This window comes from Paenibacillus sp. S02 (genome assembly GCF_019454065.1).
GTDB lineage: Bacteria > Bacillota > Bacilli > Paenibacillales > Paenibacillaceae > Paenibacillus > Paenibacillus polymyxa_B.
In genome coordinates this window covers 3,515,254-3,533,932 of record NZ_CP073682.1, presented here as the reverse complement: position 1 = coordinate 3,533,932, position 18,679 = coordinate 3,515,254, and the positions used below count along the sequence as shown (strand labels likewise).

Sequence of the window (18,679 nt, the reverse complement as noted above, 5' to 3'; positions counted from 1 at the left end):
CTTCTGAATTTTAAGATGCAATGAGGTGCAGGTAATGATTAAGCTGAATACAGTTGAAATAATCGAAATTATAAAGAAGCAGATCCCTAAGGTTATGAACATCAAGCCAGTAGAACTAAAGTTTACGGACGATTTTGGACGGGCATCGCTAGCAGCGACAGAACACAAATTCACGCTGACGAACCAGCACTATTCTGCCAAGGTGATGGATTGCGTGTTAGAAACACAGGTACGCCCCATTTTAATGTGCGAAATTATTTATTTTCTGAAATGCGAGTTTATTGACGGACATGTTGATGTACGACTGGATTATGAAGCATGTTCTGAGGAAGGGCGGGGACCTGTTGCTTCAGCCGTAATTACCTTTGATCATGCAACAGAGTTGGGAGTCGAGGAACTGGCTGATCTGATTGACTTGGCGCTTCATATGAATGATAAAACCTGGTTTGAAGAACTCTCCAGCCAATATGTCAAAACCAAAGCAGGCGCTTCTATTAGATAACTTGCTTTTTTTAGAAGTCGGTGCTAATATACGTAACAAGTTTAATGTTAATTCAATTAAATAAGAGCAAGATCCTTCGGGGCGGGGCGAAATTCCCCACCGGCGGTGATGACATGTTTGTGGATCGTTTTTGTGAGAAACAGCATGGCTTAGTCCGTGACCCGGATGCTGAATGATCAGCAGAAGGTGGACCTGGTGCAAATCCGGGACCGACAGTATAGTCTGGATGGGAGAAGGATACGAAGCGCATGTGCATGACGTGACATGTGCCGATTTTTAGCATACCCAATTGTGCGTACGGCTTATTTCGTTGTAGGATAGCATCGGGCGATAGCTTTCTTAAGCTTTCTTTTTGATGGGTGTTCTGAGCGTATTTGGTTGTATCCTCAGTCATGCTTTCTATTGGCAAACCTATGATTTCATGTCGTCTTAAGATGCATATGAACTGCGCTTGTATACTACAAATGTGACTCTCATCACCCCCATGACGGATTGAATCCGAACTGGGGGTTTTTTGCGCTTATAGCTGATGAATTAGGGATAAACTGAAATGTAGTGGAAAGGAGTGAAGGCATGTTTACCGGATTAGTTGAGGAAGTGGGTCGCATTCAAACTATTTCCAAAAGCGGTGAAGCGATGGTGCTGGGGATTTCGGGTTCCGTAGTGTTGGGCGATTTGAAAATAGGAGACAGTGTCTCGGTGAATGGCGTTTGCCTGACGGCGATACGGATTGGTTCGAAAGACTTTAAGGTTGATGTGATGCCGGAAACCTTTCGCAGCACTAATCTGAAAGAGTTGAGGTCCGGCAGCCGAGTCAATCTGGAGCGGGCGATGGCGGCGAGTGGAAGGTTCGGAGGACACATCGTGCAAGGACATGTGGACGGGACGGGAACGATTCGAGGGGTGACATCAGACCAGAATGCAGTTGTGTTCGAAGTTGAGCCTAAAAATCAAACATTATTTAAATATATTCTACTCAAAGGGTCAATCACAATTGATGGTATCAGCCTCACAGTCGCACAGCGTACGGGAGATACCTTTGCCGTATCCATTATTCCCCACACTTTATCCGAAACGGCCTTACAAGCCAAACGTGAGGGGGATACCGTCAATATCGAATGTGATATTTTGGGCAAATATGTAGAACAGCTTTTAAATTACAGAGGTGTAGCGGAGGCGGAGAGAGTACAAAAAGCTCCTCTCAGTTTGGACTATTTGGCGAAACACGGCTTTGCCTGAAATTGAATGGTAAACCTGTTTAGGAGCATTCGTGGCACAAGACATAAGGAGGAAAGTGTTATGGATAGAGGTAGCCAAACAAGTGCACTGGCAAACGTCATGGAGCATGGCGAGTTGGAGCATGACGAAGAGATTCGTTTGGATTCCATCGAAGAAGCGTTGGAGGATTTAAAAAACGGTAAAGTCGTTATTGTAGTGGATGATGAACAGCGCGAAAATGAAGGCGATTTTATCGCTTTGGCTGAAAAAGCGTCGCCTGAGGTCATTAATTTCATGATTACAGAAGGTCGCGGATTGGTCTGTGTGCCAATCACACGACAAAGAGCCGATGCCTTGGAATTGCATCCTATGGTAGAGCAAAATACAGATTTCCACGGTACTGCCTTTACGGTATCGGTAGATCATATGGAGACAACAACGGGTATTTCAGCGGCCGAGCGCTCCTTGACTGTACGCGCTTTGGCAGACGAAGCAGTCACAGGAAGTGATTTCCGCAAGCCTGGTCACATGTTCCCGCTGATTGCTCGCGATGGTGGTGTCTTGCAGCGTGCTGGTCACACTGAAGCGGCTGTTGATCTGGCCCGACTCAGTGGCTTCAAGCCTGCTGGGGTCATTTGCGAAATTATAAAGGAAGATGGCTCAATGGCCCGCCTGCCTGATCTGGCAGTGGTCGCCAAGCGACATCAATTGAAGCTCATCAGTATTCAGCATTTGGTGGACTACCGTCGTCGTTTGTCATTGTAAAAATACATCTCGGTTCCAAGTAAATCTGAAGTATTATCCAAAGTACCTAAATAATTAAACAAAGAGAGGTTGATTAAACATGGCACGTTTTCTAGAAGGTAATCTCGTATCGAATGGTTTAAAATATGGTATTGTGGTGGGCAGATTTAATGAGTTTATTACGAGCAAGCTGTTAAGCGGCGCAATTGACGCCCTTCAACGACATGGTGCGCAGGAAGATGAAATTGATGTAGCCTGGGTTCCGGGTGCATTTGAAATTTCGCTGATTGCACAAAAAATGGCTGCAAGCGGCAAATATGATGCCGTAATTACGCTGGGTACGGTTATCCGTGGTTCTACTTCACATTATGATATCGTCTGCAATGAAGTGGCCAAGGGTGTGGCAGCAAGCAGCCTGAAAACGGGAGTACCCGTTATTTTTGGGGTAGTGACGACAGAAAACATTGAACAGGCTATTGAACGAGCAGGTACGAAGGCTGGTAATAAAGGTTGGGATTCTGCATTGGCTGCGATTGAAATGGCCAATCTCGGCAAGCAATTTTAATTGTATGAATAACTGAATAGAACGGTATAAACTGCAAGGTGAAAAGGGATTGGATTGTTAAGCAAGGCGATGACGTATATACTACAGAAAGAGGGATTGATAACGTAGAGCATAAGTGCTATAGGGAAAGGTATTGTTGAATGATGATTGGAGTAAGGCAGGGGGAAGCACATTGACAGTCGTAAACTACAAGCTGGAAACATTCGAGGGTCCGCTGGATCTACTGTTGCATCTGATTGATAAAGCCGAGATCGACATTCAGGATATCCCGATTAGCGATATTACTGATCAGTATATGGCTTTTTTGCACAGTATGCAGGAGCTGGAACTGGACATTACGAGCGAGTTTCTGGTGATGGCAGCGACGCTCTTATCTATTAAGAGTAAATTGTTGCTTCCCAAGCCACCTGTGATGGAATATGACGATTTGGATTTTTATGAGGAAGAGGATTATGATCCACGTGAGGAACTGGTCCGCAAGCTGGTGGAGTATCGTAAATATAAAGGGATTGCTCGCCATCTAAGTGAACGTGAGTGGGAGCGGAGTCTAATTTATGGCAAGGAGCCAGAAGATCTAAGCGCATTTCTGCCCGCTGAACCCGCAAATCCGGTGCATGGGCTGCATGCAAGCGATTTGGTCGCGGCCTTTCAGCGTGCTTTGCGCAAAGCAGAACGACGTACGACGGTAACCCGTGTTCATCGAGACGAAATTTCAGTCAAGGACCGTATCCGGCAAGTTATCGGGGCGTTAGAGATGCTGGGGAACGGAGGACGGCTGCTGTTCTCCAAGCTGATGCATGAGGATATGTATCGGCATGAGGTGGTTGTGACCTTTTTGGCTATCCTTGAACTGATGAAAATGAAACAAATTTTCTGTTATCAGGAGAAGCTTTTCGATGATATTGTAATGGAGTGGAGAGGGGATTTACGGGTTAATGGATTATCTGAAGCTGAAATCAATTATTGAGGGACTGCTGTTTCTCGCAGGAGAGGAAGGGTTGTCCACCAAGCAGATCGCCGACATTGTAGAGCAGCAGCAAGAGCTGGTTGAACAGTGCTTGGAAGATATGAAGCAGGACATGGAGCAGGGGGGAAGGGGCTTGCAACTTGTCCGTATTGCCGGTCATTATCAGCTTGCAACTTTATCCGAACATGCACCTTACTTTGAAAAGCTCGCATACTCTCCGGCACGTGCCTCACTGTCTCAAGCTGCTTTGGAGACGCTGGCCATTGTGGCCTACCGCCAGCCCATTACAAGAGTTGAAATCGAAGAGATTCGGGGTGTCAAATCCGAGCGGGCCATACATACACTGGTCAACAAGGAGCTCATTGAAGAGAAAGGTCGAGCTGAAGCCATCGGACGGCCAATATTGTACGGAACGACGAAATCATTTTTGGATTATTTCGGTCTGGGCTCTTTGGCAGATCTACCGCAACCGGAGTTGTTCGAGGATTCGGACAATTTGGAGGAAGAGACTCAATTATTGTTCGAGCGTCTGGAGAGCAGCCAGCCTGCGGCCAACGATTTGGATCTTGAATCCCAATAAAGTTGCTCCGGATCTTGCGGCTCACCTATGTAAAAGCTTAAACAGACAGCCAGTCCTCATGTAGTTGGGGTCTGGCTGTTGGTATTTTAAGATGCATGATTTTCCGGCGAACGGTCATACTATTTTTGCCATGATATATAGCAAAAAGGTAGGGAGGGCTCGCCAGTGTGGAAATGGATCAGTATCGCCATCATCGTCGTTATATTACTTGTGCTGGCTATTCTGCTCTCTCGTATTCGATTGAAGCTGGATATTGCCAAACATGACAATGATGATCGGGCGCATTTAGAGATCAGATTTCTATACGGGATGATTAAAATGAATTACGATATTCCGGCCATTCTCATAACAGGTTTAAAAAAAGGGCTTCTCTATCGGCTTGACCGCAATAAAAATATACATAAAACGGATGCTTCCGTGGATAGCGGTAATATTGATGCAGAAAAAATAAAGCAATTTATACATGATATACGAGTTTTGCTCAAAGGAACGAATGCCTTACATCGATGGTTGCGGCATACATTGGCGCATGTGACGATGTCCAAAATGGAATGGTCTACCAATATTAGCCTTGCTGACGCGGCTTACACAGCTACCTCAACCGGAATTCTTTGGGGTTTGAAAACGACCTTGATCGGTTTTGCTACCAGTTTTGTACGTGTGGACTGTATCCCGAAGCTGTTTGTCGTGCCCTATTGGGTGGATCGCTTGCGTTTTACTACCACCTTGACCTGTGAAGCAAATATGTCGCTCGGTTATTTAATTTTCTCCATGCTCACGTTAGCTTATCGCATATGGCGCGTTCCGGGTGGACCGGAGGCGTGGAAACGGGTTTTTTCCAAAAAAACCGAGGATCCTCAAGCTACCAGTGAAAGTTAAACAGTGGAGTGAGGTGAGACTCAATCCTTTCTGAACTATCGAATGACATACATATTTCCTTGAACCCCTGCGCACAATAGCGAAAGAAAAGGCAGTCTACGCTTGAGATAAGCAGAGGAGGAATAAATCATGTCAGATCACCCGATTCAAGGGCTCATGCAAACCGCAATGGAAAACATCAAAGCCATGGTAGATGTGAATACGATTGTAGGAGACGCAGTGGAAACACCCGATGGTTCCGTTATTTTGCCAATCAGTAAGGTAGGATTTGGTTTCGCTGCCGGGGGAAGTGATTTTAACGTAGACGAAGAGGCACTTCAAACTTCCTCGGCGTCGGGTAATCATAGCGGGAAGGAAGGGCATCCTTTTGGAGGCGGTAGCGGTGGTGGTGTATCTATTCATCCCATTGCTTTTCTGGTTGTTGGCAAACAGGGGGCACAAATCGTTCCATTGGACAATCAAACGCACCTGATTGAGAAGCTCATTGACTCCACGCCATACCTGATTGATAAGGTTCAGTCTATCTTCCAGAACGCAGGCGGCAACTTGCAGACTCCACCCCCACAGGTACCTGTAGATGTTGCTACGGATCACAGTAATTCTGGCCCGGCTTACTTGTAAAAGTTATTGAAATTAAAAGCGTTCTCTCAGGAAGGTATCCCAAAGCCGAGTATAGGCTAAGGAATACCTTCTTTTCTGCTTGTACTTGGCCCTATCCCCGAATATACTGCCTTCCCCCAATGACAGCATGTATATGGTGACTGTATTCCTGTTGATACAAAGTATGCAGCGAGATTTCATTTTTTCGATTTCCTTCGGTAGCAAACTGCGATAGGTAGATGAAGTCCGGATAGATCACTTCATCCGTCAAATAAGCAGATACCGTGGCTTCCGGTCGACGATGTTGATTCAGGGAATCGATAATACCCTTCGCCGGCAAGATGCCAATCCCGTGTCCATAAAACAAGTCTTCCTTCAGCTTAACGACATTTTCTCCTTTCCATTCCAATGTTTCAGACGACACATCCGGATTGTTGAAATACAAAATATCGCCAGGAGCCGCTTTATGACTTCCTTGCTCCTGTATGAGTCTGAGGTCGCTGTCATAGTGCCAGTCATACAGCAGCATATCTGCAAAAACCCGATTAAACTCACTTTCCAGAATGGAATCCAGCACTCCTTTGTACAGCACAATAACCATAGCTGTTGCACATTCAAAAGCGTATTGATGTCCGTTTAAAAAGATATCTCTGATCCCCTGTGCCGGTGTGACACCTGCTTTGATCTGAAAGCCACCTTTTTCCGTTAAATCCCAAAATTGCTGGTTGCAACGTGCGGTAGCAAAAGTGGCAAAGGATACACCACTACGGTGTAATGCTTCTGCGGACTCTACAATCCGCGATCTTAAAATCATTTCAAACTGTAGTCGCTGCATGTTATAATCCCTCGATCCATATTTAACGTTTAGTAACTAATATATATGTGTTCAGGGGGGCATGTTGCTTAGTTTGTGTAGAAAGAAAGCGAAAAAGGAGCAGCTAATGGCTGTCCTGTAAAGGAATTTTCTGTTATAAAGGTGGACATACTTTGAACAGCTTGGACATAGAATGGTACAAGACTTGCTCAAAACCGGAGGAATCCAAATGTTTAAAAAAAAGCAACACATCCACGCGGACCACAGCCATTTCTTGAATAAGGCACGCGCATTTGTTTTGCCGTTGGTACTTCTGCTTATTTTGTCATTGCCGCTTACGTTGCTAAGTCCGCAGCCCGTTCGGGGAGCGATAAAAACAGAAGCAGCGCCGCCCGCATTAGGAACCCATGCACAGGCTGCTTCTTTAATTGATGTCACATCAGGAAGAATCATTTATTCTACCGAGGGTGACCGGGAGCTACGTATTGCCAGCCTGACCAAAATTATGACAGCGATCGTGGCCATTGAACATGGACGCTTGCAGGACCGGGTAAAGGTGAGTCCAACGGCGTATGCCAAAGAAGGTTCCTCGCTTTTTCTGCAAATGGGTGAACAAATGTCGCTGGAAAATATGCTGTACGGCTTAATGCTCCGTTCTGGTAATGATGCCGCTTCTGCCATTGCTGAGCATGTGGGGGAGACAGAAGAGGGATTTGTCCATTTGATGAATGACAAGGCGGTTCAGCTTGGGCTAAGCCATACACATTTTGCTAATCCGCACGGGCTGGATGCCGAGGGACATTATTCCTCAGCCAATGATATGGCCCGGCTTACTGCTTATGCGCTGCATAATCCAACTTTTGCCCGTATCGTAAAAACAGAACTGAAAAAAGCACCGAATCCCAACGATTCTTGGGACTACTCATGGCACAACAAAAACAAAATGCTGCGGCTGTATGAGGGAGCTGACGGGGTGAAAACAGGCTTTACCAAAAAAGCGTTTCGCTGTCTGGTCAGCTCGGCCACTCGGGAAGGTCGCCAGCTCGCTGCTGTTACCTTGAATGACGGGGACGATTGGAATGATCATGCCCGTATGCTTGATTACGGATTTCGATATTATCCGCTCATTCCGATTACGGACAAGCAGCAACCTATCGATGGTTACCCACTATTAACAGGTACAAGCTTTGCATATCCTTTACATGATAGTGAGAAGACCCAGTTGCACAAAAGACTAGTGTTGTATAAAAATTCCGCCTCTGCAGACAGAGCGGACGTATCTTTTGGCTTACGAGGACGGGTCGAATTCCTATTGGATGGTAAACTTATTGGTTCCGTTCCTGTGTATGAAAAAGGGAGTAAGCTGCCTGCTCAAAGTACCGTACGGCCACAGGAGGAGGCTCCAACTGCACAAGATCCTGTGAACAATACTCAGCGACGAGGTTGGACGAGCAGATGGAACGAAATCCTTAAAAATTTGTTTGGAGCCTAGGGCAACCAGGAAATAGAGCTGCACGTGTCACATCATTGGGAAAAGGAGGAATCAGCCATGATTCATCTCATATGGGTGGCTTTGATTTGTATTGGATTTGTATTTGCTGCCGCACAGGGAAATATTGAGGTGGTGACGAAAGCGGCTTTTGACGGGGCAACTACGGGGGTTACAGTGTGCTTTGGACTGATAAGTGTGCTGGTGTTTTGGATGGGCATGATGAGGCTGGCTGAAGATGGCGGGCTCTTACAGAAAATATCCAAGCTACTTTCTCCTTTGGTTGCCTTTCTCTTCCCTGATGTTCCGCGTAATCATCCCGCTATGGGTTACATTTTGTCCAATATGAGCGCCAATCTGCTGGGTCTGGGGAATGCAGCCACACCGATGGGAATCAAGGCGATGCAAGAGTTGCAGACGCTCAATCCAGATAAGCAAACCGCCACACCTGCCATGTGTACGCTGCTCGCCCTGAATACAGCCAGTATTACGCTTATTCCTACGACGTTGATCGCGATACGGCTTAATTTTCATTCCGCACATCCGGCAGAAATCGTCGGTACAACACTGGTAGCGACCGCAATAGCCACCTTTGCCGCAATTGCAGCGGACCGTTGGTACCGTAGTCGAGAATTGCGTCGACGTCCTCCAGCGATTCCGCCGTCCCAGACATCCTTGGCGCCCCTCACCCCACCAGCACCAACATCTGCTGCCTCTTCAACAACGTCGTCCGTATCTTCACCTGCCGTTCCGCGAACGGGAATCACGGCTGCCAAGGGCAGGGACACCACTTGGAAAGGATGAGGGAGGCATGCTTTATTTTATTAACCTCGTATCAACTTGGGCTATCCCGGTTATTCTCGCTTTTATTCCTTTATATGCATATGCCAAAAAGGTGCCTGTCTACGATTCTTTTGTGGATGGAGCTAAAGACGGCTTTTCTACCGCCATCAGCATTATTCCTCATCTTGTAGGCATGATGGTGGCGATTAGCATTTTTCGAGCATCCGGCGCTTTGGACTATTTGATCTCCTGGGTAACGCCATGGATTAAGCACTGGGGCGTACCCGGTGAGGTATTGCCTTTAGGCTTGCTTCGTCCATTGACGGGCACTGGTTCACTTGCGTTCACGACGGATCTAATTCGCACCTATGGCCCGGATTCCATGATCGGTCGGATCGCTTCAACGATTCAGGGCAGCACAGACACGACGCTGTATGTGCTAACTGTATATTTTGGTGCGGTAGGTATCCGCAATGGACGGTATGCTTTGAAGGTAGGACTATTTTCAGATGTGGTTGGTTTTGTGGCAGCCATTGCGATTTGCCTGCTTATATTTTAATTTCTGTATCGTTTTTTGAACGGGGGTTGTGATTTTGCTCATGGATGGGTATCATTAGCATGAGGTGAATTAGCGAACATGGAAAGATTGCAGAAAATATTGGCCCAAGCTGGTGTAGCTTCCAGACGTAAATGTGAGGAGCTTATTCAGGCGGGCAGCGTGGAAGTAAACGGGGTTATCGTAACTGAACTGGGAACGAAGGCAGACCCTGATCAAGATATGATTACGGTAAAGGGACGCCCGATCAAAACCGAGAAAAAAATCTATCTGATGATGAACAAACCTAAAGGAGTTATTACGAGTGCTTCCGATCCGGAAGGCCGAAAAATCGTGTCAGACTATCTGAAAGGCGTTAAGGAACGCGTATATCCGGTAGGACGTCTCGATTACGACACCGAAGGGCTGCTGTTGCTTACCAATGATGGCGAGTTCGCCAATCTGCTCACCCATCCCAAGCATCATGTGCCCAAGACATATGTGGCAACAGTCAAAGGCGTTCCGCATGGTACTGAGCTGGACAAGCTGAAAAAAGGAATCGTGCTGGAGGATGGCATTACTGCACCAGCCGAGGTAGAATATAAAGATGTAGATCCGAATGGTAAGGAGTCTGTGATCCAGATTACTATTTATGAAGGCAGAAATCGCCAGGTAAGAAGGATGTTTGAGGCCATTTCACACCCAGTCATCAGACTCAAGCGGATTGCCTTCGGAGATCTTTTGCTACAAAACTTGAAGCGCGGTCTGACCAGACCCCTAACTAAGGACGAAATCAACCGTCTCATTCAACTTGCCAAATCAGACAACACGAAAAAGAAACGGACAGGACGGGGGTCATAACCCCGGCCTTTTTGGTGTAAAGAGACTGTTGGATGAGAGTAAAGTTTGACCAAGCACAGGAAAATAGTAAAATAGAGAGAATGCTTTTTTTAGCGAAGGGGCTGGGAATATGTCAGAACAAAGCAACCGCATATTAATTGTAGACGATGAAGAACGCATTCGCCGCCTTCTGCGGATGTATCTGGAAAAAGAAGGATATGTAATTGACGAAGCTGAGGATGGTGAGATTGCCCTCCAAAAAGCGACTGCAAGCGATTACAGCATTATTTTGCTCGATGTAATGCTTCCGGGGATGGATGGAATTGAGGTATGTACACGGCTGCGTCAGACCAAAGCTACACCTGTGATTATGCTGACTGCCAAAGGTGAGGAAGTGAACCGTGTACAAGGCTTTGAAGTCGGAGCCGATGATTATGTGGTTAAGCCCTTTAGCCCGCGAGAAGTCATTTACCGGGTGAAGGCGATTTTACGCCGTTCGTCGGAAACTGCCTTTTTAACGAAAGAGGCGGTACCAAGCAATAGTATCGTTTTTCCGAATCTTATCATTGAGCATGATGCGCACCGGGTAACTGCGGGCGGGATTGAAATCAGTCTCACGCCTAAAGAGTACGAGCTGTTGCATTATTTGGCGGTGTCACCAGATAAAGTCTTCTCGCGCGAAGAACTGCTGAAAGACGTTTGGAATTATGAATTTTTTGGTGATCTGCGCACTGTGGATACGCATGTGAAACGGCTTCGTGAAAAGCTGAATAAGGTATCACCAGAGGCAGCGGCTATGATTACGACCGTGTGGGGCGTAGGTTATAAGCTGGAGGTTCCAAAATAACGTGAACTTCTGGAGATCGCTGGTAGGCAAGCTGTGGATCACCATCATTTGTCTTGTAGGCTCTGTGCTTATTTTTCTAGGGCTTTTTTTATTGCCGTACATCAACAGAAATTTTGCGGCGTATGAATCGACGGAAATCAAGCATCTGTTCACCTATACATGTATTGTCGGATTTTTATTGACGACCTTTTTTGCCCTATTCCTTTTTACTAAAATCACACAGCCTATGCAGCTGTTGATTCAGGCGGCGAATGCAATTCGTGAGGGAAGGTATGATACTCGGCTTTCGCTGGTGACCAGTGATGAAATTGGAGAACTGGCGAAAACTTTTAATCATATGTCTACGGAACTGGAAGCAACGATCCGCAGTCTGAATGAGGAGAAAAACCATTTATCCAGCGTACTGCGAAGCATGTCTGATGCAGTAATCACCTTCGACAGAAGCGGACAAATCATCTTGACGAATCCGCCGGCACAAAGTCTGTTGGATATCTGGAAAAAGCTGGAGTGGCAGGAGCGTGATCTGGAGGAGTTTGGAGCTTCTGTACCTGAGCCTTTGCAGTCTCTGTTCCATACCGTTATGGACAGGGGAGAGGATGTCGGAGACTATATCCATGTCAAGAAGGGCTCATGGTCGGTGCAGATGGCGCCTCTGTATACGGATAATGCAATCCGCGGTGCAGTAGCTGTACTTAGAGATATTACGGAAGAAGTGAAGCTTGAGAAGATGCGGAGCGATTTTGTGGCCAACGTCTCTCATGAAATCCGTACACCTTTATCTATGATGCAGGGCTACAGTGAGGCGTTGCTGGATGGTATGGCGGGTTCACCTGAAGAATCCGAGGAGCTGGTACAGGTCATCCATGATGAATCATTACGCATGGGAAGATTAGTCAAGGATCTGCTTGATCTGGCCCGAATGGAGGCTGGTCATACAGACATGCACCGACAGGAAGTGGATGTGAATGAGCTGATCGAGCGTGTTCATCGTAAATTTACGGTACGTTCGAAGGAACAGGGACTGACACTCGATTATCATGAGCAAGGCCAACGTTTGCTGCTGCCTGAGGCAGATGAAGACCGACTGGAGCAGGTATTGACCAATTTGCTTGATAATGCATTCAGACATACACCCGGCGGGAAAAAGGTTACTATTGCGGCGGATCGAATTTTAGGAGAACGGCATGAGTTAATCCGTATTCGGATTAAGGATGAAGGTGTAGGCATTGCCAGCGAGGATCTACCTTATATTTTCGACCGCTTCTACAAGGCAGATAAGGCCAGAGTACGTGGTGAGGATAAAGGGACTGGTTTGGGGCTTGCTATTGTCAAGAATATTGTAGAGGCTCACGGAGGCTCTGTCTCTGCAGCCAGCGTATTGGGGGAAGGGACGGAATTTACTATTTTACTGCCGATCTCCAACAAAACAAAGCTGGGTCTGTAACAGGCTTATAAGCCCCAACTGATATACCCCGGTTTGCAGGCATCCTCGGAAGAGGGTGCTTTTTGTTGAAAAATCAACATTTATCTTGTTCAACGTGGAACATCCTGTTTCATGATGATTGCTCTCATGATAGATAACGGTATAAGAAAAAGACGCCTGGATAGCCAGGCGCCTCTCTTTATTATATAACCATGGACTTTTCAATTTTGTCTGGAACTAATCTAGCACTACTTCTTGGGCAGTATTTAGTTCTGGCAAACCAACGAGTTGAATCAGCACATCTTTAGGCACGGCTTTATCGACGGTCAAGATCATGATGGCTTCCCCGCCGACAATTTTACGCCCTACTTGCATGGAAGCGATATTGACGCCGTTCTCCCCAAGCAAGGTGCCGACACGACCGATAATGCCTGGTTTATCATTGTGGGAGATGAGCAGGAAATGAGCTTCCGGTGCCACATCTACTGGGAACTGGTTCAACCGAACAATACGTTCGCCATAGCCTGCCAGCAGGGTGCCAGATACACGTTGCTCTTCGCCGCTCTGGGTTTTGAGTGTAACGGTAATCAGGTTGGTAAAACCCTTGGTGGCGGGCGCCTGAGATACAACAAGATGGATGTCACGTGTTTTGGCCAGATGTACAGAGTTTACAATGTTCACATCGCTGCCCAGATGACGGCTAAGTACACCTTTCAAAATATAACGTGTCAGCGGCTGTGTATCCACAGAGGACAAATCGCCAGCGTAATCTACCTGAATTTCACGTACAGCCTGATTCGTGATCTGAGCGGCAAAGCTGCCCAGCTTCTCTCCAAGCGAGAAATATGGCTGCAATTGCGTCATGACGTTGGATGGTACTGGAGGCATGTTGACCGCATTTTTAAATGGCTCATCACGTAAAATATGCAGCACTTGCTCGGACACATCGATAGCTACATTCTCCTGAGCTTCGACAGTTGAGGCACCCAGATGTGGTGTCACGATAATTTTCGGATGACTCAGGAATGGGTGATCCTGTGCTGGCGGCTCTGACTCGAATACGTCAAAGGCTGCACCGGCAACGATACCTTCATCAATGGCTTCAACAAGAGCCATTTCATCGATAACTCCGCCCCGGGCACAGTTGATGATGCGCATTCCTTTTTTCATCACTTCAAACTGTGGACGAGCAATCATATGTTTCGTTTCCGGTGTTAATGGTGTGTGTACGGTCATAAAATCTGCGTTGCGGATAATTTCGTCCACGCTCGCCAGCTTAATGCCCAGCTTCTCAGCGCGTTCTTCCGTTAGAAATGGATCGTAGCCGAGGATGCTCATGCCAAATGCTTTGGCACGTTTAGCCACCTCACTGCCGATACGTCCCATGCCGAGGACTCCAAGTGTTTTGTTACGCAGTTCGACACCGAGGAATGTTTTACGATCCCATGTACCGCCAATGGTTTTGGCATATGCCTGTGGAATATGACGTGCTAGAGCCATCATCATCGCAAAAGTGTGCTCACATGTCGTAATCGTGTTGCCGTCAGGAGCGTTAATAACGATAATCCCGCGCTGTGTTGCTGCTTCAAGGTCGATGTTGTCCACTCCGACCCCAGCTCGCCCTACAACCTTGAGGTTCTTACCTGCCGTCATGATGCGTTCGGTTACCCGAGTTTGGCTTCGAACGAGTAATGCGTCATAGTCACCAATAATTTGAACCAATTCATCCTCGCTGAGACCTGTGTTCTTGTCCACCGTGACATCGTCTGCATCCATCAGTTGCTGGATGCCCAGGTCACTGATCGGATCGGATACTAACACTTTAAACATTTGGTTTCCTCCTCAAAGTTAACTTCTTTTATGGACAGGATGTACTTCTAACTGAAATACATTCCATAAAGAACATGAAAAAACTTGAAATGCTTCTAAAAGTACAGGAGAGCGGTGTGAAATACTAGTGTGATAACGCATTGACGCAGAAAAGGGATGAAATAGCATTATGCACCAAACTAACGACCAAAAGTCTTATGCAGAGACACTTTGCGGTTTTCGGGCATCAAAAAAACTCCCGAATCACATACTATCTCCATAGTAAGGGACGAGAGTTATCGTGGTACCACCCTAATTCGCAGCCATTTCGCAATGGACTGCCTTCAGCGGTCATAAAATGACCGAAAGGATAACGGTTTTCTGCCGATTGCATCTAATGCCGGGAAATATTCCCCAGACCTCGGTGCAATAACTCAGGAGCGCTGAAAGTAGTTACTTCGTCACCGGCTTCCACCCAAGCACCGGTTCTCTGAGGACGAAATCAATACCTTTTCTCCATCATTGTTGTTGTCGCTAATAATTTTTTCATAATGTATCATGGCTTACATGAGCATGTCAATAGGTTCTGCGACATGTGTGGATAGCCGGCTAGATATATAGCTACAGAATGCGGAAAATTAAGATTTAAGTCTTCTTGAATCCGTCCGACTTTTTGGCTATGATGCTAAAGAAGACTATGCAGAGGACTAACTAACTATGAAAAAGCTTAAAGTGAAATGGAAAAGAGCGCAAATTCATGAATTGAATGACCGCTTGCTGCTTTACAATTTGTATCTAACTCAGGGGCTGACCCTGCTGATTGGCGCAATCTGGATTATTTTTCAGAAAAGAAATGTGTTAGAACTATTTGCATTGCCGAACACTCTGCACGTCTTATGGTGGGGATTGGGATTGGCCGCCGCTATGTTACTTGTGGATCTGTTGCTATCCCGGATTATGCCTGAGGATGCTATGGATGACGGTGGTATTAACCAAATGCTGTTTCAAAATCGTCCGGTTTGGCATATTATTTGTATAGCAGCTATCGTCTCCATCTGTGAGGAACTCTTGTTCAGAGGTGCGATTCAGTACAGCTTTGGTCCTTATTGGACAAGCATTTTGTTTGCGGTGATTCATATCCGATATTTACGGCATTGGATTCCCACTGGCTGGGTTTTTCTTAGCAGTTATGGATTGGGCTACATATATGTGCAGACCGGTAGTCTGTGGGCACCGATCATTTGTCATTTTGTGATTGACCTTATATCTGGTTTAGCGTTACGTTTTCGGAGGTATGAAGAATGAATCAGGAACTTAGCAGAGTGCAGACCTATGGTAGCCGTCGAAATGGTCGCAAAGGCAAGGAGGAGGACAGGTCAAAATCTAAACCAGTTCGCTCCCGTGCTTCACGGCCCGTGCCAGAATTGGCTCACGTTGCCGCTGCACCAGAAGTTGCTGTGACGATGGAGGATGACACTCCTGCCAGTGAGTACCGAACGCGGGCGGAAATGTTTCCGTCCCGCCGTATTCGGGTAAGCAAGTGGTTTTTAAATTTTTTGAGCACTCTTTTTGTGCTGATTACTGCAGCGTTACTGTGGTGGGGCATCAAGGGTGCACCACCCATCAGTGAAATGCTTTGGTAATATAAAGTTATTATGGACGTCTGTGCTTAGGTCAAGGCACGTAATGATACGGTAAAAAGGCCTCCATCTCCGCATAAATAGCGGAGAATGGAGGCCTTTATTGCATTATCTATAGTTAATCCGGAGTATACGCAAGTGTCTATTAGCTGGCAGGAACCTCAATGCCTTGCGGATCGACAAATTGGTAACCCTTTTGCTCAAGGCGTGTCAATAGACTGTCCAGAGCCTCAGCTGTCCATGGCAGTTCATGCATCAAAATATTGCTGCCTGGATGAAGTTGTTCCGTTACGTTTTTGAGAAGAGCCTCCGTTTTATTAGGCTGATTCTTTTTCATTGTCCAGTCCAGAGAACCGACGGACCATGTCATGTACAGGAGACCGTTTTCCTTAGCGACCTTGCGACCTACGTCTCCGCCTGCACCATGAGGGGGACGGAAGAATACAGGGGCTTGCCCTGTAATGTCCTTAACAGCTTTTTGTACTGTTTCAATCTGTTTTTTGACCTCGGGCTCAGATTTATTCTTCAGCACGATGTGATCCCAGCTATGGTTGCCGATGGGCTGCCCACGGTCATGGATAAGCTTGAGCAACTCAGGATGCTCTTTTACACGGTAACCGTTTACGAAGAAAATTGCTTTCGCTTTGTGTTTGTCCAGTACATCTATGATTTTGTTAATCATGGCTGCTTCCTTAGGACCATCATCAAAGGTCAGTAACACGACTTTTTTTTCGGTACCTTGTTGGTTAGGGATTACATTGTAGGCTTTATCCAAGTGATACATTTTGTTATTGGTAGTTGCAGATGTTGCAGATGTCGCAGCTCCTGTTTCGTTGCTTTCGCTGGTTTTATCATTTTGTGCATTGGTTTTACCCGCTGAGTTATGATCATCACTGCCTACTTGCTTACTGCTGCTTTTTGGGGAAGAGATGTTGCTCTGATCTTTGGCGCTGTTACTTGAGTCAGACGCTGCCGAATCTTGCTGGTTGCTTGTTGCCGCAGATTCCGGCTTGGTTGCAGTGCAAGCACTAAGCAGCAGACATGCGGTGAACAAAATGGCTGCTGTTTTTGTACCCATTATTTCATCTCACCTTCCTGTATTTTATACCGTATGAGTTTGTCACTACTGACGAACACTATGCTTGATTCTACCACAAAGGGAGGTTCTAATTGTGAAAACATCTTCATTTTTCCTGGGAATCGTCTTGGGCGCTGTCGCAAGCTCTTTGATCTCCCGCAACCGCAACATGTTGGGCTTATCTATGGACATGGGTGGAAAAAAAGGCGGCAATTTAGTGCAGAAAGCCCGTACTAAAATGATGGACGCGGCATTCCCCGGAATGGGCGAGATTACGCTCAATAAAGAAGACACCCATAAGGATCAAGACCATCATTCACAAACAGATAAAACCGCTCATAACGCTCATACTGCCAAGAACAAAGAAGAGAATATGAAGTTGATTAAAGACTTCATCAGCACAAGTCCCGATGTTAAACGTGAGGTCGAGCAAATTTTGAAAGAAACTCATACAGCCGTACCGGGATTGTAACCCAGAAACCTTTATTCCGAATCATTTTGCGGCTTTTTTGTAAAAGCCGTTCAAATGATTCTTTTTTTTATCTTTTTATTGCGTGCATTTACGATTATAAAATGATAACATGATTACATAGAACCATTTTCATCACAGGCATCATAATTGCATCATAATCTGTTAATAACACTCGGCTGCCAGGAGGAGGGTCCAGTATGAAAATAGAAAGATTAAGTCAGGACAAGATACGGATTTTCCTTACCTTTGACGATTTGAGCGAACGCGGTATTCAAAAAGACGATATGTGGCAAGAAATTCCAAGAGTTCATGAGCTGTTTACCGAAATGATGGATCAGGCATACAGCGAGCTGGGCTTCGACGCCACGGGACCGTTAGCTGTCGAAGTCTTTGCGCTTCCTGCTCAAGGAATGGTTGTTATCGTCACCCGGGGAAAATATGACCATCAACAGTATGGTTCGGGTCCCGATGAGGAGCTTCCAGAGGAAGTCTATGAAATGGAAGTCACGTTGGAGCATAGCGATTCCATCGTTTACGCGTTTAGCGATTTCGAAGTACTCATAGAAGCGGCTCATATGCTTCGTAGCAACACTACGGAAGCAGGTAAGCTGTATCATTATAGAGGAAAATGGATTCTGCATTTGGAACCAGAAGAAGTAGAGGAGTCCAAGCTTGCGGCTTTAATCGCGGTTCTTGCTGAATTTGGAGAAGGCTCATCCGTTACACCAGCTATGTTGGAAGAGTATGGTAAGCTGGTCATACCTGAACAGGCAGTTGCTGTCATCTGCACTCATTTTGACAGCCGTTCTTGATTTTTTTATTGAAAGTGATATCGAAGTGAATTTGTCGGCTCTGCGCTGAAAGCAGGGCCGACTCATTTTTATGGAGGGATGA

The 18,679-nt window shown here is 46.3% G+C and carries 21 protein-coding genes, 1 riboswitch and 1 other annotated feature; of the genes, 18 read left to right on the top strand and 3 right to left on the bottom strand.

What is annotated here, in order from left to right:
• Positions 1-34 precede the first annotated feature (34 nt).
• The 8 genes from KAI36_RS15650 to ytfJ all read left to right on the top strand — a co-directional run bounded on the left by KAI36_RS15650 (position 35) and on the right by ytfJ (position 6,076).
• The gene (locus KAI36_RS15650) at positions 35-502 is read left to right on the top strand and encodes an IDEAL domain-containing protein (RefSeq protein WP_013310772.1); all 468 of its coding nucleotides are present in this window, start codon (positions 35-37) and stop codon (positions 500-502) included.
• A 68-nt stretch (positions 503-570) separates the two neighbouring features.
• A riboswitch (FMN riboswitch) is annotated at positions 571-744 on the top strand.
• A gap of 331 nt (positions 745-1,075) precedes the next feature.
• Positions 1,076-1,741: a riboflavin synthase gene (ribE, locus tag KAI36_RS15645; RefSeq protein WP_220025364.1), complete on the top strand. Its 666-nt coding sequence runs from the start codon at positions 1,076-1,078 to the stop codon at positions 1,739-1,741.
• 60 nt (positions 1,742-1,801) lie between these two features.
• Positions 1,802-2,485: a 3,4-dihydroxy-2-butanone-4-phosphate synthase gene (gene ribB / locus KAI36_RS15640; protein ID WP_220025363.1), complete on the top strand. Its 684-nt coding sequence runs from the start codon at positions 1,802-1,804 to the stop codon at positions 2,483-2,485.
• Between the two features lie 79 nt (positions 2,486-2,564).
• Positions 2,565-3,029, top strand: coding sequence for a 6,7-dimethyl-8-ribityllumazine synthase (gene ribH, locus KAI36_RS15635; RefSeq protein ID WP_023989205.1), 465 nt, complete (start codon positions 2,565-2,567; stop codon positions 3,027-3,029).
• Positions 3,030-3,201: 172 nt separating this feature from the next.
• A complete protein-coding gene (locus tag KAI36_RS15630) occupies positions 3,202-3,996 on the top strand; it encodes a segregation and condensation protein A (protein ID WP_025723051.1) in 795 nt (264 codons plus the stop codon).
• A complete protein-coding gene (scpB, locus tag KAI36_RS15625; RefSeq protein ID WP_013310766.1) occupies positions 3,965-4,576 on the top strand; it encodes an SMC-Scp complex subunit ScpB in 612 nt (203 codons plus the stop codon). Before KAI36_RS15630 ends, scpB begins: the two co-directional genes overlap by 32 nt.
• A 165-nt stretch (positions 4,577-4,741) precedes the next feature.
• A complete protein-coding gene (locus tag KAI36_RS15620) occupies positions 4,742-5,455 on the top strand; it encodes a DUF2953 domain-containing protein (protein ID WP_220025362.1) in 714 nt (237 codons plus the stop codon).
• Between the two features lie 129 nt (positions 5,456-5,584).
• Positions 5,585-6,076 (top strand): GerW family sporulation protein, encoded by a 492-nt coding sequence (ytfJ, locus tag KAI36_RS15615; RefSeq protein WP_220025361.1) that lies wholly within the window; start codon positions 5,585-5,587, stop codon positions 6,074-6,076.
• 91 nt (positions 6,077-6,167) lie between these two features.
• Here the strand turns inward: ytfJ and KAI36_RS15610 are convergent, their stop codons facing one another.
• Positions 6,168-6,890: a protein-glutamine gamma-glutamyltransferase gene (locus tag KAI36_RS15610; protein WP_220025360.1), complete on the bottom strand. Its 723-nt coding sequence runs from the start codon at positions 6,888-6,890 to the stop codon at positions 6,168-6,170.
• Positions 6,891-7,098: 208 nt separating this feature from the next.
• On the opposite strand from KAI36_RS15610, the gene KAI36_RS15605 reads away from it, so the two are divergent.
• The 6 genes from KAI36_RS15605 (at position 7,099) to KAI36_RS15580 (ending at position 12,807) form a co-directional block, all read left to right on the top strand.
• The gene (locus tag KAI36_RS15605) at positions 7,099-8,361 is read left to right on the top strand and encodes a D-alanyl-D-alanine carboxypeptidase family protein (RefSeq protein WP_220025359.1); all 1,263 of its coding nucleotides are present in this window, start codon (positions 7,099-7,101) and stop codon (positions 8,359-8,361) included.
• A gap of 57 nt (positions 8,362-8,418) precedes the next feature.
• Complete coding sequence (locus tag KAI36_RS15600) at positions 8,419-9,162, top strand: nucleoside recognition domain-containing protein (protein ID WP_220025358.1); 744 nt, start codon at positions 8,419-8,421, stop codon at positions 9,160-9,162.
• A 7-nt stretch (positions 9,163-9,169) separates the two neighbouring features.
• Positions 9,170-9,700, top strand: coding sequence for a spore maturation protein (locus tag KAI36_RS15595; protein WP_023989198.1), 531 nt, complete (start codon positions 9,170-9,172; stop codon positions 9,698-9,700).
• Between the two features lie 78 nt (positions 9,701-9,778).
• Positions 9,779-10,537 carry a pseudouridine synthase gene (locus KAI36_RS15590; protein ID WP_013310759.1) on the top strand — a complete coding sequence of 253 codons (759 nt, stop codon included), beginning with the start codon at positions 9,779-9,781 and terminating at the stop codon, positions 10,535-10,537.
• A gap of 109 nt (positions 10,538-10,646) precedes the next feature.
• On the top strand, positions 10,647-11,363 hold the full coding sequence (locus KAI36_RS15585; RefSeq protein ID WP_013310758.1) for a response regulator transcription factor: 717 nt from the start codon (positions 10,647-10,649) through the stop codon (positions 11,361-11,363).
• 1 nt (position 11,364) lies between these two features.
• Entirely contained in the window at positions 11,365-12,807 is a 1,443-nt protein-coding gene (locus KAI36_RS15580) for an ATP-binding protein (protein ID WP_071641423.1), read from the top strand.
• A 216-nt stretch (positions 12,808-13,023) separates the two neighbouring features.
• Here the strand turns inward: KAI36_RS15580 and serA are convergent, their stop codons facing one another.
• Positions 13,024-14,616: a phosphoglycerate dehydrogenase gene (gene serA, locus KAI36_RS15575; protein WP_013310756.1), complete on the bottom strand. Its 1,593-nt coding sequence runs from the start codon at positions 14,614-14,616 to the stop codon at positions 13,024-13,026.
• Positions 14,617-14,877: 261 nt separating this feature from the next.
• Positions 14,878-15,127: a binding site (T-box leader), on the bottom strand.
• A 185-nt stretch (positions 15,128-15,312) separates the two neighbouring features.
• On the opposite strand from serA, the gene KAI36_RS15570 reads away from it, so the two are divergent.
• Positions 15,313-15,900 carry a type II CAAX endopeptidase family protein gene (locus KAI36_RS15570; RefSeq protein WP_025723057.1) on the top strand — a complete coding sequence of 196 codons (588 nt, stop codon included), beginning with the start codon at positions 15,313-15,315 and terminating at the stop codon, positions 15,898-15,900.
• On the top strand, positions 15,897-16,238 hold the full coding sequence (locus KAI36_RS15565; RefSeq protein WP_025723058.1) for a hypothetical protein: 342 nt from the start codon (positions 15,897-15,899) through the stop codon (positions 16,236-16,238). Before KAI36_RS15570 ends, KAI36_RS15565 begins: the two co-directional genes overlap by 4 nt.
• 142 nt (positions 16,239-16,380) lie before the next feature.
• Here KAI36_RS15565 and KAI36_RS15560 read toward each other — a convergent pair whose 3' ends face one another.
• Positions 16,381-17,313, bottom strand: coding sequence for a polysaccharide deacetylase family protein (locus KAI36_RS15560; RefSeq protein WP_220025357.1), 933 nt, complete (start codon positions 17,311-17,313; stop codon positions 16,381-16,383).
• Positions 17,314-17,407: 94 nt separating this feature from the next.
• Between KAI36_RS15560 and KAI36_RS15555 the strand changes: the two genes are divergently transcribed.
• Both KAI36_RS15555 and KAI36_RS15550 read left to right on the top strand, forming a co-directional pair.
• Positions 17,408-17,785: a hypothetical protein gene (locus tag KAI36_RS15555; RefSeq protein ID WP_013310752.1), complete on the top strand. Its 378-nt coding sequence runs from the start codon at positions 17,408-17,410 to the stop codon at positions 17,783-17,785.
• Positions 17,786-17,982: 197 nt separating this feature from the next.
• On the top strand, positions 17,983-18,597 hold the full coding sequence (locus tag KAI36_RS15550; RefSeq protein ID WP_013310751.1) for a genetic competence negative regulator: 615 nt from the start codon (positions 17,983-17,985) through the stop codon (positions 18,595-18,597).
• Positions 18,598-18,679 lie beyond the last annotated feature (82 nt).